The sequence below is a fragment of the Sphingomonas sp. Leaf25 genome (genome assembly GCF_001421635.1).
Classification (GTDB): domain Bacteria; phylum Pseudomonadota; class Alphaproteobacteria; order Sphingomonadales; family Sphingomonadaceae; genus Sphingomonas.
Window position 1 is genome coordinate 1 of sequence record NZ_LMKU01000024.1, and the last position, 13,771, is coordinate 13,771.

Genomic DNA, 13,771 nt, shown 5'->3' on the forward strand with positions numbered 1-13,771 from the left:
GGGGTCACTGCACGAAAGTGCGCTTTGCGTACGCCAGGCCCGAACGAACAGCGAACGACACGGATCGGTGGTTAGGCGACAGGCAGATTTCGGGATGGTTGAAAGCTGTCTTTGAGCGGTGTCATAACCGTTCTAGGCTGTTGAAAAAGTTGCTTCGGCTCGGAAGAGGCGTCGGTCAGGGCAATATTCTTCTCGTATCATGCCTATCTTTGCAACTTCTTGTTAAGATTGGTCACCTCAACGCAGTCATATTACGCGCGAGGTCGTCGCACTGCCTGCTTGCCGAGTTTTTCGTGGATCTGCTCGACGATAAGATTGTTGCCACCTTCGACCGAGCGCCCTGTCAGATGGTAGAGCAGTCCGACCACGAACCCGCCGATCGGCAGCAGGTAGAGCAGCCAGGGAAAGGCGAAGCGAATCCGGGTTACGGCATCGAGGCTCCACAGGAAGGCTGCGCAGAGCGTTCCCACCGTTGCGGCCATCGGGACCAGGATCAAAGCCCACCGCAGCACCGACATGGCATGGGTGCGGCGATCGCGAATGAACGCTGCCATGTTGAACTGGTCGTAGAGATTGCGAAATGTCGCGCGCACGATTCCTCCTTGCTGCCTTACGGCGCCTGGTAGGAATCATCGGCCCTTGCGAGGGCGGTTCGGCCGAATGGCCCGGCGGAAATCCATCGCCGTGCCCGAGCATATGCTGTCCGACGGCGACCTGGTCAACCAACGGCAGGGTCACGATGAGACGATTGTTTTGCTGAGGATCAATAATTGGCTCACCCATGGAATAAACCCCGACGGGCGTCGTCTACCCTTTCGAGACTGATCCGCAGGAGGCTTATGCGTAGACGAAATTGGATGCTGGGTCTGACTGCCTCGGCCATGCTCACCGGCGCAGTCGCGGCCGCCCCCGCCGATGGCTACGCCAGCATGGTATCTGCCGCGATGGACCGGATGATGGCGGGCATGATGGTCAAGCCGTCCGGCGACGTCGACCGCGATTTCGTCGCGATGATGCTTCCGCATCACCAGGGCGCCATTGATATGGCGGTGGCAGAGCTGCGCTACGGCCATAACGAGCAGCTCAAGCGCATCGCGCAGGAGATCATCATCGATCAGCAGCAGGAGATCGCCGCCATGAAGTTGGCGATCGGTCAGCCGCTACCCCCTTCGACGCCAGCCCCGACGCAGGGCGGCGACCACCACAGCCATATGGAGCACTGACATGATCCGGACCTTCCTGCTCTCGGCCGCCTTGCTGATGAGCGCCGCACCGGGCATTGCCATGGCTCAGCAGGCGCCGTGGAACGCCAAGGACGTGCCTGTCAGCCACCGCGACCGCGTCTATGCATCCGAACAATTCTCCAACACGGTGTCGGTAACGGACCCGGCCGACAACAGGTTGCTCGGCGTCATCAAGCTCGGCGATCCGCAGCCGATGAATTTTTCCCCGCTCTACAAGGGGCAGGTGCTGGTTCACGGCCTCGGCTTCTCGCCGGACGGGAAAACACTGGCGGTCGTGTCGATCGGATCCAACGCCGTGTCGTGGATCGACACCGCCACCAACACCGTCAAGCACACGACCTATGTCGGGCGCAGTCCGCATGAGGCGTTCTTCACGCCGGACGGCAAGGAGGTGTGGGTCACGGTACGCGGCGAGGATTACATCGCCGTGCTCGACCCCACGACGTACAAGGAGACCGGTCGCATCAAGACGCCCGGTGGTCCGGGCATGACGATCTTCTCTCCCGATGGCCGATACGGCTATGTCTGTTCCTCATTCAATCCGGTGCTGGCCGTGTTCGATGTCTCGACCCACGCGCAGGTCGGACAGGTGGCGCAGCCGAGTCCGTTCTGTCCCAACATCGCCGCGACGCCGGACGGCAAGCAGGTTTGGTTCACGCTGAAGGACATCGGCAAGACGGTCGCATTCGATGCCAAGCCGCCTTTCGCGATCCTCAAGGTGCTGGATACCGGACCGATCACCAATCACGTCAACTTCGCCCGCACGGTCAAGGGACAGTTCGCCTATGTCACGGTGGGCGGGGAAAACGCGGTGAAGGTGTTCCGCACGTCCGACTTCGCGCTTGTCGCCACCATCCCGGTCGGCAAGATGCCGCACGGCGTCTGGCCATCGGGCGACGGCCGGCGCATCTATGTCGGGCTGGAGAATGCCGATGAACTTGCCGCGATCGACACCGCCGGCAACAAGGTCGTTGCCACCGTGCCGGTCGGACAGGCACCGCAGGCGATCGCCTATGTGCCGAACGCTGTTCCGACAGGCCCCGGCACCGACAATCTCCAACCGCTCGGTACGGCAGGCAAGGCGGTGCATCTGAACATGGGGCCGATTGGCGGCAATGGTGCGGCAAGCAGCATTACCCTCTTCGACCAGGGCATCATTCAGGTCGTGCAGAGTGCCGTTACCGGTTTGCAGCCCAAGAAGCCTTACATGCTCGTGCTCACCGCCAACGCGGACGGCAGCGGTGCGGTAGAGCCGCTTGCGAACTTCATGAGCAATCCGGCAGGTGCGGCGATCGTCAACGCATCGGGTCCGATCCGGCAGATCGTTCAGGGCAGTGCAGCGGCCCCCCGGCGCTTTCTGGCGGTCGCCGAGGTAGTGAATGGCGCACCGGGCCGCATCGTGCAGGTGCAGCGCGACTGAGATGGACCCGCTTGCCGCCGCGATCGAGCCCCTGGTCCCCGGTCTGCGCCGTTATGCCCGGTCGTGGTTGCGCGATCAGGCGATGGCGGATGACCTGGTGCAGGATTGCCTTGAGCGCGCGGTCGGGCGCTGGCGGCAACGACGCGGGACGGAGGTTCGCCCCTGGGTCTATGCAATCCTGCATAATCTGTTGGTCGATCATAAGCGGCAGCATGTCCGGCGAGGTACGGCGGTTCCGCTCCACCTCGTGGACGACGTTGCGCTCGGTCGCCCGGCCGATCAGGACGCAGGCCTGCACCACCGAGACCTGTTGCGCGCACTTGATGCGTTGCCCGAGGAGCAGCGGACGGTGCTGCTCCTCATTTCCGTCGAAGGTCTGTCATATGGGGAAGTCGCTGCCGTCGTCGGTGTGCCGCTGGGAACGGTGATGTCGCGCATATCGCGGGGGCGCGACCGTCTGGCGACGCTCCTCCGGGAGGGTGAACGGCCACGATTAAGGAGTATTCGATGACCAGCCCGATCGGAGAGGACGATCTGGCCGCGTGGATCGATGGCAGGCTGTCGCCCGAGCGGCAGCGTCTGGTCGACGCTTACCTTGAAGGCCAGCCGGACGTGCATGCCCGTTTGCGGGAGCAGGCGGAGCAGGCGCGAGCCCTTGCATCGCTTTTCGCTCCAATCGCGGATGAACCTATCCCGGCGACGATGCGCGTCGCAGCCATCAGGGGACGGCAACGCCAACCGCGTTGGCAACTCGCCATCGCCGCGTCGCTTCTGCTGGCGGTCGGGTTTGGCGGGGGCTGGTCGAGTGCGCGTTGGAGCGGCGAACCCCGCGCGGGCATCGCGGCGCTGGCCAACGAGGCGAGTGACAATTTCCGTGTATATGCCGCCGACCGGATACGACCGGCGGAAATCGGCCCCGACCAGCGCGCCATGCTGATCCGGTGGACCTCCGCCCGATTGGGTGAGCGCGTGACCATCCCGGACCTCAGCACAGCCGGTTACCGCTATGGCGGGGGGCGATTGGTCGCGACGCCCCACGGCCCTGCGGTTCTTCTCCTCTACGATGGACCGCAAGCGTCAAAGCTCGCGGTGCTGACGAGGCCTATGCAAATCGACAAGAGCGCAAGCATGACCAGCACGTCCAGCGGGACCATGGGCCGGGTCACATGGGCTGTCGACGGGATCGGCTATAGTGTAGTGGGCGAGCGACCCGCTGCCGAGCTGCATCCGATCGCCGATGAGGTCCGGCGCCAGGCCGATGCGGGGCTTGTCTCCTGATAGCGCCTGGCCGCTTCTTAGCGCCGACAGGCACTGGGCGGACCAGCGGGATCACGGCTTGCGCTCGGCATCCTTCCGGTCGGCCTCTGCCGGAGTCAGCCTGGCCCGCTCGCGAATGCGACGTTCGAGCGGAGCGCCCGCGAACAGTACGAGCATCGCAAGGCTCAACCCGCCGATGATGAGCGGCCACACCGCCAACCCTGCTGCCGCGCCGATCGTGGCCGTGACCCAGATGCACGCGGCGGTCGCCAATCCATGCACTTCCTGACCCTGGCCGACCCGCAGCACCGCGCCGGCACCGATGAAGCCGACGCCGGACAGAATGCCCTGCATCGCCCGTCCTGCGGCATCGGCGTTTACGTTCGGCAAGCCACTGTGCACGATCGCCTGCACGGCGATGCAGCTCGCCAGACCGACCAGACCCAGCGTTCGCAATCCCATGATCTGCCGGTTCTCGCGCGAGCGTTCCCAGCCGAGCACCATCCCAGCCGCGGTCGCCACCACCAGCCGCCCGATCGCATCGATCCAGAAGCCGAGGTCCGATGCCGCTGATGCTTCGATCATTCGACCAGCACGTGCACATGATGCCAGGCGGTGCACAGATAGCCGGCGAAGTTCCACACCGTATCCGGCCGCTCGGGCTGACCCTGTCCAGTCTCGTCGAAGGCGCGCACGACAAGGTGCTGGCGCCCCTTGGCGAGCGTGGCGTCGAGGGTCCAGCGCCGCCAACCCCAGTGCGCCTCCGGATCATCGGTGAACGTCGCCTGTTGCCAGTCGCGACCACCGTTTACCGACACTTCGACCCGAGAGACGCGGCGATCATAGGCGATGGCATAGCCCTCGATCCGCACCTCCCCGGCCGGCAGGCTTTCGCCAGAGCCGGGCACGCAGATCGCGGCGTTGAGCGGCATGGCATTGATGGTCAGACCCTGGCTCCAGTCGACGGTGTCGCTCGTCACATCGGCAGGAAAGAGCTTGTAGTCGTGCGCCTGGATCGGTGCGTCGGATGGCGTCTCGCGCACCTCGATCCGTGTCAGCCATTTGGCGCTCCGCACCCCGGCATAGCCCGGCACCACCATGCGGAGCGGTGCGCCGTGTTCGGGCGTCAGCGGCTCGCCGTTCATCGCCCAGGCAATAAGGACGTCGGGTTGCCGCGCCTTGTCCATGGCGATCGAGACCCCGAACAATGCTTCCTCGCCTTCGACGTCCACCTCGTCCGCGCCGGTGAACGCCACGAACAGGTCGGACGCATTCGGCGCACCGACGGCATCCAGTACGTCGGACAGTCGTACGCCGGTCCATTCCGCATTGCCGATCGCGCCCACGTCCCAGGGGTCGCCGGACGTTTTAGCGACCTGCTGGAGATCCGTGCGCCGGTTGCCGGCGCACTGGAGAACTGCCGTCACCGTCCGCGTGGCCAACGCGCTTTTCAGTTCCTCCACCGAGAAGGAGCGGCTCGCCATGCCCGTCCCGCTCACTTCGATCCGGTGATCGGCAGGCAGATCGGGCACTGCACCATGGCTGCGCACGTAGAACAGCGCCTGCGGCGTCAGGAACCGCTCGATCAGCGCGCCGGGCGTCGGCTCGGCGTTGTAGGGATCGGATTTGCGCTCGATCATATCAGTCATGGACGAACCAACGCCGCAAGCGCGCGGATCGCTTCAAGCCTTCAAGACTATCGCAGACGAAGGATTACCAATCGTTCCGATATCCAGATTGGAACAAACAGATCAAACGGTTGGTCGTATCGATCAGTTTCCGCGATACAAGCTGCATGACCCTGGAGCAGCTCAGAATCTTCGTCGGTGTCGCCGAGCGCGAACACGTCACCAAGGCAGCAGAGGTGCTGAACGTCACGCAGTCCGCTGCCTCCGGCGCGGTCGCGGCCCTCGAAGCGCGCTACGGGGTTCCTCTGTTTCACCGCGTCGGGCGTGGCATCCAGCTGACCGAAGCGGGCCGCGGCTTTCTGGAGGAAGCGCGCGCGGTGCTGGGGCGGGCAGCGCATGCCGAGACGATGCTGGCGGACTATGCCGGGCTTGCCCGTGGTTCGTTGCGGATCGTCGCCAGCCAGACGATCGCAAGCTACTGGTTGCCCGCAAGGCTTGCCGCCTTCCACGAGCGCCACCCGCAGATCGCGGTCGAGCTGGCGATCGACAACACCGAAGGCGCGGCAGCGCAGGTCCTTAGCGGAGCGGCGGAACTCGGTTTCGTTGAAGGCGAAGTGGACGAACCAGCGCTGGCGCATTGGGAAGTCGGACGCGATCCGATGGTGCTGGTCGGACGCAGGGACGCCGAGCGTGTCGACGAGGACTGGCTTCGCGCTGCACGCTGGATCGTCCGCGAGCAGGGTTCGGGCACGCGCTCGACCTTCGAGGACGTGCTGCGAACGCGCGGGTTTGATCCGGCCCAGCTGACGGTAGCGATGACGCTGCCGTCCAACGAGGCGGTGCGTACCGCGGTCGAGGCCGGTGCCGGCGTCGCTGTGTTGTCGCGATTGGTCGTCGCACGCGCGCTCAAGGCCGGCGATCTGGTCGAGCTGGCGCTTGAGTTACCCGATCGCGCCTTCCACGCGCTGCGCCACAAGGAACGCTATCGCACCCGCGCGGCCGACGCGCTGACGGACCTCATCAAGGAGCAGGTCGCATGACTGCCGACGCACCTTCGGCCCTGACCGGCCTCAAGCCGCTAAGCAGGCTCGATCACCCGCGCGAGATGATCCGCCAGTTCACACCCAACTGGTTTGCCGCGACCATGGGCACCGGCATCCTCGCTCTCGCGCTGCCGCAGGTGCCCGGCATCGGCCCCGCGCTCAAACCGATTGGCGAGGTGTTGTGGTTCTTCAACATCGCGCTCTTCATCCTGTTCGCCGGTCTCTATGGCGCGCGCTGGGCGATGTTCGGGCATGAGGCACGGCGCATCTTCGGCCACAACACCGTGTCGATGTTCATCGGGACCATCCCGATGGGCCTGGCGACGATCATCAACGGATGTCTCGCCTTCGGGATCGCGCGATTCGGTAACGGCATCGTGCCGGTCGCACACGTCCTGTGGTGGATCGACGTCGCCATGTCGCTCGCCTGCGGCGTGTTGATCCCCTACCTGATGTTTACCCGCCACGAGCACAGCCTGGACGGCATGACCGCGGTATGGCTGCTGCCGGTCGTCGCAGCGGAAGTGGCGGGTGCCAGCGGCGGGCTACTCGCTCCGCATCTGACCGATCCCCACGCGCAGATCGTGACGCTCGCGACCTCGTATGTGCTGTGGGCCTATTCGGTGCCGGTCGCGTTTGGCATCCTCGCTATTCTGATCCTGCGCATGGCGCTCCACAAGCTCCCGCACGAGAGCATGGCGGCATCCTCCTGGCTCGCGCTGGGGCCGATCGGCACCGGGGCGCTGGGTATGCTGGTGCTTGGGGCGGATGCGCCGGCGATCCTCGCGGCGCACGGGCTGGTCGGTGTCGGTACCGTCGCGCAAGGGATCGGCGTCGTCGCCGGGCTCTGCCTGTGGGGTTTCGGCCTGTGGTGGCTGGCGCTCGCGACGCTCATCACCATCCGCTACTGGCGCGCCGGCGTCCCATTCAACCTTGGCTGGTGGGGCTATACCTTCCCGCTCGGCGTCTACACCGTCGCCACCTTCCGCCTCGGTACGACGCTGAACCTCGGCTTCTTCGGTATCGTCGGCACGGTGCTGACGATCGCGCTCGCGGCGATGTGGCTGCTGGTCGGTGCCAAGACGCTCGCCGGAGCATGGCGCGGCAACCTGTTCGTCTCGCCCTGCATCGCTACCCCGAACTGATCCACCCTGATGATCGGATCAGTCGGTCCGATCACTTGCAGAACGCCCCTTCGATCCGCCAGCGTGGCTGGCCACAGGAGAGCCTTGTCATGGACAATTTTGACGCCGCGCTGGCGAGTGAAACCAGCCGTCGCCGCTTTCTCAGGCGTACGGCGCTCGGCACCGCCGGCCTTGCCGCAGCACCTGCGCTGGCGCAGCAGCTCGTCGACCTGAAGCTGCCTGGCGGCAATGCCGAGCGGCCGATGACCAGCGCCTTTCCTGGCAAGGGCAGCATGATCCTCCAACGCATCCATCCTCCGCTGTTGGAGACGCCGATGGACGTGTTCGACAAGTCGGTGTTCACGCCCAACGACCAGTTCTTCGTCCGCTGGCACTGGGCCGACATCCCGACCTCGATCGACGTCGAGAGCTTTCGCCTCAAGGTCTTCGGCCACGTCAACAGACCGCTGTCGATCAGCCTTGCCCAACTGCTGCGCCTGCCGCGCGTCGAGATGGCAGCGGTCAATCAGTGCTCGGGCAACAGCCGTGGGTTGTTCCAGCCGCGTGTCGCCGGCGCGCAATGGGGCAACGGCGCGATGGGCAATGCCAAATGGCTCGGCGTGCGCCTGCGCGACGTGCTGGACCTCGCGGGGGTCAAGGCAGGCGCGGTACAGGTGCGCTTCGGCGCGCTCGATCAGCCGGTTGTGACGGGCGCCCCTGACTTCGAGAAGGCGCTCGACATCGACCATGCCCGCGACGGCGAAGTGATGATCGCCTTCGGCATGAACGGCGAGCAGCTGCCGCTCCTCAACGGCTTTCCCTGCCGGCTGATCGTCCCGGGCTGGTATTCGACCTACTGGGTCAAGATGCTGAACGCGATCGAGGTACTGCCCGGCCCTGACGACCAGTATTGGATGGCCAAGGCCTACAAGATACCGGCTACACCCGGCGCGAATGTCGCGCCCGGTGCCAAGGACTTCCCGACCGTGCCGATCAATCGCATGATCCCGCGCAGCTGGATGACCAGCCTGCCGGATGGCCAGGCGATCGCCTATGAAGCGTCCATCCCGGTTGGCGGGATCGCGATGGGCGGCGACTGCGGCGTCGCCAAGGTCGATGTCTCATCCGATGGTGGCCGCACTTGGTACAGGACGACGCTCGGAGCGGACGAGGGCAAGTATAGCTTCCGGCGCTGGGATGGTCGCGTGCCGCTTAGGCGCGGTCCCAACCCCATCATGGTGCGCTGCTGGAACGCCAACGGTGTCGCCCAGCCGATGAAGCCGATCTGGAACCCCGGCGGGTTCATGCGCGGCAACATCGAAACCACCACCATCATTGCGGCCTGAGGAGCGAGTAGCATGAAGACCCCGTCTCCCGGCATCATGGCCGCTGGCCTGATCGGCCTGACCGGTATCATCCTCATCTCGATAGGTGCGCCGAGCAGCCGCAAGGCGTCTGCCCCGATCTCCGAGACGTCCGAGCCGGCGCCCCCCGTCAGCGTGTCGGCCCGCGGCTTCTCGCTTACCTCGACCAGCGTCGACCTGCCGGTCGACGACGCGAGCTATCCCGATGGTCCGCACGCCGACGTCATCAACGCCAACTGCACCTCATGCCACTCGGCCAGTATGGCGCTGACCCAGCCTGCGCTATCGGCGGCTCAGTGGAAGGCGACCGTCACCAAGATGCGCGAGGTGTATAAGGCGCCGGTGGCCGAGAAGGACGTCGACGCAATCGTCGCCTATCTCACCGCCATGCCGCATCAGAAGGCGGCACCCGCAACCGGCAAGGCGCAGGACCCCGACCCCAAGGTGGCTCCCGATGTTTCAGGTGGAACCGGCTAACCGAGCCACTTCCATAATCCCAAAATACCATCTCAATCGGGAAAGTCGCTGGTGTCATAACCGGACGGTTGTGAAGCTGCCGCAGGCCCACGTATTCTTGCGCGGCGCGAAGTGTCAGAACCGTGGTTCGAAATGTCCGCTTTCGAGAACGGTCAATTTACTCGCTATCACCGACTTGGGCGTATCAGGTCATACAAAGGGCTAAGCTGCCAAGAGCGAGGGCGAGATGCGTAGCGGCCTGAGCTGATCCGGTGCCGGCCTATCGTCCCGCTCCCAGCTATAGTCGCCGGTGAGCGCGATATGCTCCCAGCCCAGCGGTGCGATATGGCGGGCAATATCGTCCGGCGCTCCCATGTCGGCCAGTGACCGTTCGAGATAGCGTGTGTTCCACAGGATGATCGCGGCGACCAGCAAGTTGAGGCCGGAGGCGCGGTAAGACTGATTTTCGAACTGGCGGTCGCGCAGCTCGCCGAGCTGGTTGAAGAACAATGCGCGGGCAAGCGCGTTGCGCGCCTCCCCCTTGTTCAGCCCCGCCTGGGTGCGCCTGCGCAGATCAATGTCCTGCAACCAGTCGAGCATGAAGATCGAGCGTTCGAGCCGTCCGAGCTCGCGCAGCGCTAATGCCAGACCGTTCTGGCGCGGATAGGCGGACAGCTTGCGCAGCATAGCCGACGCGGTGACGGTTCCGGTTCGGATCGAGGTGGCGAGCCGCAGCAGTTCGTCCCAATGCGCGGCTAAGTGGTCGTGCGCGATCGGATCGCCAACCATGCCGGCAAGCAACGGCCCCGCTTCCTGCCCGGGCAGGAGGTGCAGGCGGCGCTCCTTGATATCACGCAAGCGTGGCGCGAAGCGGTAGCCGAAGAACGGCATCAGCCCGAACACATGGTCGGACGCGCCGCCCGTATCGGTATAATGCTCTTCGATCGACAACCCGGTCTGGTGATACAGCAAACCGTCGAGGACATAGGGAGCCTCGCCCGCGGTCGCGGCGATCACGCGCGAGCCGAACGGGTCATACTGGTCCGAGATATGAGTGTAGAACGACACACCGGGTTCGTTGCCGTTGCGCGCGTTGATATCGCTGATCGCAGCGCCCCGCCCGCCGGCATGGAATTGCTGTCCGTCGCTCGACGAGCTGATGCCGCTGCCCCATAATCCGGCAAGCGGCATCGCGCGATGCGCCTCGATCAGTCGTCCGAGCGCCTCGCCATAGGCGGCTTCGCTGATGTGCCAGTCATGCAGATGCGCGAGTTGGCGCAGACTGGCACCACGGCAACTGTCCGCCATGCGGGTCAGGCCGAGATTGATGCCATCGGCAAGGATCACGGTCAGCAACGCATTACGGTCGTCGGCCGGACGGCCTGATCGCCGGTGGGTAAAACAGTCGCCGAAGCCGGTCCACGTATCCACATCGAGCAGGATATCCGTGATTTTCACGCGGGGGAGACGGTCATAGGCGGTGCGGCGGGCGACCTCTGCGGCGGGCGGTGTGATCGCCTTCAAAGGGGAGATCATCAGCCCGTTTTCGTCGAGCCGGACCTGCGGCAGTTCGCCCTGCCGGGCCAGCACCGTTACCCGTTCGATCGCGCGGTTCAGGCGTTCACGGCGATCCTCGATATGAGATACGAACCCGGTCGCGATCGCGAGCGGAAGTGGCCCCTTCTCGCGCAACGCTGCGAAGGTAGCGGGCGGAATGAGATAGCTGTCGAAATCCCGAAACTGTCGGCTGCCTGCCACCCAGATATCGCCGGCCCGCAGCCGATCGCGAAGCTGAGACAGTGCGCAGAGTTCATAGGCCGCGCGATCAACGACACCGTTACGGATTACGAATGGACGCCAGCCCGCCGGCACGAAGCGCAGCGGCACCTTGTCAGGCAGGCGTCGTTTTCCAGTATGGTAGAGATCAGCGATGATGGCGAGCGCGTCGAGAATTCCCTGCACCGGCCCGGCACCGCGAAACTCGAACGCCCGCAGGAACTGCCCGGCGAACAACTTCACCGTGCGATGCCGCTCAATAAGTTCGGCCGTGCGGTCGATCGTCTCGGGGCGGACCAGGACTTCCGCCTGATCGACGGCGGAGCCGAACCGTTCCCAGTCGAACGGGCCGAGACGCGCGAGGGAGTCGATACCCTTGGCGTGTGCGTCGATGAGCACGCGGCAACTGTTGGTCAGGGTGCGCAGATGCCCCTGCATCTCGCGCACCGTCCTGATTGCCTTGTCGCGCGTTCGGTTTTCCGCCCGGCGTACCATGCTGCCGAGAAGCTTATCGAACATGGTGAGCGTCGCGTCGGTGAGGCTTTCCTCAAGGCGGATTGTTGCGGCCGCCAGTGTCGCATGGCGGCGTAGCGGGGTCAGTTCGCCGAGGTGCTGCGGCGTGATCCGTACCGCCTCGTCGGCAAGCCGGTCGAATGTCGCTGATGGGATCATGGCGGCGCGCGCAAGGTCGAGGCCGAGGTTGCGGACATGATCGAGCCGTTCCAGCAGCCGCAGGATGTTGCGCGGTGCCGGTGATTGCGGCGCATTGCGCAGCCAGGCCAGCCATGTCGTTCCCTGATCCGACCGCCGGGTCAGCAAGGCATCGAGCATCGTGAGCTTGTCAGGCTCAATGCCGCTGGTCAGGATTTCATGGGTGAGTTGTTCGGCCTGCTGGCGCGCGTGCCTGACGATTGCCTCGATGACAGCCGGGGGCGGCAGTAGTACCCGTCGCCGACGCAACTCGTCGATCACGGTGCCGGCAAGCAAGAGAGGCTGCGCGACGGTCTGCGCGACCGGCATCGCGAACGCCACGATCTCGCGAAAGTGGTTACGGTCGAAAGCGGTATAGCCGAACCGCTGCATGAGATCGGCGAGATGCCCGCGGCGGGTTTCATCGCGACGGGCGTAATCGTCGAACGCCTTTGCCGGCGCGTCGACCTGATCGCCGACAAAGGCGAGGATGGCACTCGGCGGTTTCTCACCGGCTTCCAGCACGCGGCCCGGCCAACGCATGTAAAGCAGCAGCAGCGCGAACCCGAGGCGGCTTGGCGCTCCACGTCGTTCGCTGACAAGATCGAGATCCTCACGGCTGAGGGTAAAGTGACGGGCGATCTCCCGTTCGTCGGTTGGAGGATCGTAATGTGAGCCGAGCGCTTCGCGTGTCAGCAACTGCCGTCTTGCCATGCGTCACGACCTTTCCCGCACTGTCCGTCAGACGGTCCTCTGGCGGCCAGCATGAATATGTCCGTCAACTCTGGACCCGCGATGGCGATTCGGACAAGAATGCAAATCGATGGGACAACGGACAGATCGGAACCGACCGTGGCGCTGATCGGCTATGCGCGGGTATCGACCGGCGACCAGAAGCTGGCGCTACAGAACGACGCGCTCAACGCGGCCGGATGCGAGCGCATCTTCGACGACCATGCGTCCGGCGCTAAAACTGATAGGCCGGGGCTTGCCGAGGCCCTGGCCTATCTACGTGGCGGTGACACGCTAGTTGTATGGAAGCTGGACCGCCTCGGTCGCTCAATGAGCCACCTGATCGAAAAGGTCGGCGAACTGGCCGCGCGTGGCGTTGGTTTCCGATCGCTCACCGAGCAGATCGACACCACCACGTCGGGCGGGATGCTCGTGTTCAACATCTTCGGCTCGCTCGCCCAGTTCGAGCGCGACCTGATCCGCGAGCGCACCAACGCCGGCTTGAAGGCTGCGCGGGAACGGGGGAGCCTTGGCGGTCGGCGTCCGGTCATCACGCCTGACAAATTGCGCAAGGCGCGCGATCATATCGCGGCAGGCCTGACGGTCCGGGAGGCGGCCACGCGGCTCAAAGTCGGTAAAACAGCGCTCTACAAGGCGCTCGAAGGCGCCGCTGCCAAACCGTAGCAAAGCATGAGGAAAGAGTGATGCACGAACGCGACCCCAACATCGTCACTTCGAGCCTATCCGGCGTCGTTACAGAGCAGGGCATCACCGTGAGTGTAAATATCATAAGGCTCGAGAATGAGCCGGGTTGGTCGCTCGAAGTGGAAAATGAGAATGGAACGTCCACGGTGTGGGATGACCTCTTCGCGACCGACGATGCGGCTCATGCCGCCTTCCGCCAGACCGTTAAAGAAGAAGGCATGCGCGTCTTCCTCGATCAGGCTGTCGTCATTCCCTTCAGACGTTAGGACCGTCCGCGTTCGCCGTTCGTTCGATCCTAGCGTACGTAAACTTCACTTTCGTGCAGTGACCCC

Annotated in this window: 14 protein-coding genes and 1 riboswitch; of the genes, 10 read left to right on the plus strand and 4 right to left on the minus strand. The window is 64.5% G+C overall.

The features are described 5' to 3' along the window. Positions 1 to 251: 251 nt before the first annotated feature. Positions 252 to 593, minus strand: coding sequence for a hypothetical protein (locus ASE78_RS10120; RefSeq protein WP_037529335.1), 342 nt, complete (start codon positions 591 to 593; stop codon positions 252 to 254). 23 nt (positions 594 to 616) lie between these two features. After that, positions 617 to 693: riboswitch (Fluoride riboswitch) on the minus strand. 164 nt (positions 694 to 857) lie between these two features. Between ASE78_RS10120 and ASE78_RS10125 the strand changes: the two genes are divergently transcribed. From ASE78_RS10125 to ASE78_RS10140, 4 genes are read left to right on the plus strand one after another with little or no spacing between them, the layout of a single operon-like run. After that, entirely contained in the window at positions 858 to 1,223 is a 366-nt protein-coding gene (locus tag ASE78_RS10125; RefSeq protein ID WP_229668351.1) for a DUF305 domain-containing protein, read from the plus strand. Between the two features lies 1 nt (position 1,224). Then, the gene (locus ASE78_RS10130; RefSeq protein WP_056496544.1) at positions 1,225 to 2,664 is read left to right on the plus strand and encodes a YncE family protein; all 1,440 of its coding nucleotides are present in this window, start codon (positions 1,225 to 1,227) and stop codon (positions 2,662 to 2,664) included. Position 2,665: 1 nt separating this feature from the next. Continuing rightward, on the plus strand, positions 2,666 to 3,175 hold the full coding sequence (locus tag ASE78_RS10135; protein ID WP_055982122.1) for an RNA polymerase sigma factor: 510 nt from the start codon (positions 2,666 to 2,668) through the stop codon (positions 3,173 to 3,175). After that, positions 3,172 to 3,942 carry an anti-sigma factor family protein gene (locus ASE78_RS10140; protein WP_037529333.1) on the plus strand — a complete coding sequence of 257 codons (771 nt, stop codon included), beginning with the start codon at positions 3,172 to 3,174 and terminating at the stop codon, positions 3,940 to 3,942. The genes ASE78_RS10135 and ASE78_RS10140 overlap by 4 nt, the downstream gene beginning before the upstream one ends. A gap of 51 nt (positions 3,943 to 3,993) precedes the next feature. Here the strand turns inward: ASE78_RS10140 and ASE78_RS10145 are convergent, their stop codons facing one another. Both ASE78_RS10145 and ASE78_RS10150 read right to left on the minus strand, forming a co-directional pair. Continuing rightward, positions 3,994 to 4,506: an MgtC/SapB family protein gene (locus ASE78_RS10145; RefSeq protein ID WP_052149081.1), complete on the minus strand. Its 513-nt coding sequence runs from the start codon at positions 4,504 to 4,506 to the stop codon at positions 3,994 to 3,996. After that, positions 4,503 to 5,570 (minus strand): sulfite oxidase, encoded by a 1,068-nt coding sequence (locus tag ASE78_RS10150; protein ID WP_037529332.1) that lies wholly within the window; start codon positions 5,568 to 5,570, stop codon positions 4,503 to 4,505. Before ASE78_RS10150 ends, ASE78_RS10145 begins: the two co-directional genes overlap by 4 nt. A gap of 146 nt (positions 5,571 to 5,716) precedes the next feature. Between ASE78_RS10150 and ASE78_RS10155 the strand changes: the two genes are divergently transcribed. The 4 genes from ASE78_RS10155 (at position 5,717) to ASE78_RS10170 (ending at position 9,557) form a co-directional block, all read left to right on the plus strand. Beyond that, the gene (locus tag ASE78_RS10155; RefSeq protein WP_055982119.1) at positions 5,717 to 6,589 is read left to right on the plus strand and encodes a LysR family transcriptional regulator; all 873 of its coding nucleotides are present in this window, start codon (positions 5,717 to 5,719) and stop codon (positions 6,587 to 6,589) included. Beyond that, positions 6,586 to 7,737, plus strand: coding sequence for a TDT family transporter (locus tag ASE78_RS10160; protein WP_055982116.1), 1,152 nt, complete (start codon positions 6,586 to 6,588; stop codon positions 7,735 to 7,737). The genes ASE78_RS10155 and ASE78_RS10160 overlap by 4 nt, the downstream gene beginning before the upstream one ends. Positions 7,738 to 7,826: 89 nt before the next feature. Beyond that, positions 7,827 to 9,062 carry a molybdopterin-dependent oxidoreductase gene (locus ASE78_RS10165; RefSeq protein WP_055982114.1) on the plus strand — a complete coding sequence of 412 codons (1,236 nt, stop codon included), beginning with the start codon at positions 7,827 to 7,829 and terminating at the stop codon, positions 9,060 to 9,062. Positions 9,063 to 9,074: 12 nt separating this feature from the next. Beyond that, on the plus strand, positions 9,075 to 9,557 hold the full coding sequence (locus ASE78_RS10170; protein WP_037529331.1) for a c-type cytochrome: 483 nt from the start codon (positions 9,075 to 9,077) through the stop codon (positions 9,555 to 9,557). A 201-nt stretch (positions 9,558 to 9,758) separates the two neighbouring features. On the opposite strand, the gene ASE78_RS10175 is transcribed toward ASE78_RS10170, so the two are convergent. Continuing rightward, the gene (locus ASE78_RS10175) at positions 9,759 to 12,716 is read right to left on the minus strand and encodes a Tn3 family transposase (protein ID WP_056496545.1); all 2,958 of its coding nucleotides are present in this window, start codon (positions 12,714 to 12,716) and stop codon (positions 9,759 to 9,761) included. Positions 12,717 to 12,854: 138 nt separating this feature from the next. Here ASE78_RS10175 and ASE78_RS10180 point away from each other — a divergent pair, with 138 nt between their 5' ends. Continuing rightward, positions 12,855 to 13,418, plus strand: coding sequence for a recombinase family protein (locus ASE78_RS10180; protein WP_056496550.1), 564 nt, complete (start codon positions 12,855 to 12,857; stop codon positions 13,416 to 13,418). A 20-nt stretch (positions 13,419 to 13,438) separates the two neighbouring features. Then, entirely contained in the window at positions 13,439 to 13,705 is a 267-nt protein-coding gene (locus tag ASE78_RS10185) for a hypothetical protein (RefSeq protein WP_037529330.1), read from the plus strand. The last annotated feature ends 66 nt before the right edge of the window (positions 13,706 to 13,771 follow it).

What these genes read in the sequence shown, in the direction of transcription:
- ASE78_RS10145 (WP_052149081.1), bottom strand. Translation starts at nt 4,506, where the DNA reads ATGATCGAAGCATCAGCGGCATCGGACCTCGGCTTCTGGATCGATGCG.
- ASE78_RS10150 (WP_037529332.1), bottom strand. Translation starts at nt 5,570, where the DNA reads ATGACTGATATGATCGAGCGCAAATCCGATCCCTACAACGCCGAGCCG.
- ASE78_RS10170 (WP_037529331.1), top strand. Translation starts at nt 9,075, where the DNA reads ATGAAGACCCCGTCTCCCGGCATCATGGCCGCTGGCCTGATCGGCCTG.
- ASE78_RS10130 (WP_056496544.1), top strand. Translation starts at nt 1,225, where the DNA reads ATGATCCGGACCTTCCTGCTCTCGGCCGCCTTGCTGATGAGCGCCGCA.
- ASE78_RS10175 (WP_056496545.1), bottom strand. Translation starts at nt 12,716, where the DNA reads ATGGCAAGACGGCAGTTGCTGACACGCGAAGCGCTCGGCTCACATTAC.
- ASE78_RS10185 (WP_037529330.1), top strand. Translation starts at nt 13,439, where the DNA reads ATGCACGAACGCGACCCCAACATCGTCACTTCGAGCCTATCCGGCGTC.
- ASE78_RS10160 (WP_055982116.1), top strand. Translation starts at nt 6,586, where the DNA reads ATGACTGCCGACGCACCTTCGGCCCTGACCGGCCTCAAGCCGCTAAGC.
- ASE78_RS10125 (WP_229668351.1), top strand. Translation starts at nt 858, where the DNA reads ATGCTGGGTCTGACTGCCTCGGCCATGCTCACCGGCGCAGTCGCGGCC.
- ASE78_RS10135 (WP_055982122.1), top strand. Translation starts at nt 2,666, where the DNA reads ATGGACCCGCTTGCCGCCGCGATCGAGCCCCTGGTCCCCGGTCTGCGC.
- ASE78_RS10155 (WP_055982119.1), top strand. Translation starts at nt 5,717, where the DNA reads ATGACCCTGGAGCAGCTCAGAATCTTCGTCGGTGTCGCCGAGCGCGAA.
- ASE78_RS10140 (WP_037529333.1), top strand. Translation starts at nt 3,172, where the DNA reads ATGACCAGCCCGATCGGAGAGGACGATCTGGCCGCGTGGATCGATGGC.
- ASE78_RS10165 (WP_055982114.1), top strand. Translation starts at nt 7,827, where the DNA reads ATGGACAATTTTGACGCCGCGCTGGCGAGTGAAACCAGCCGTCGCCGC.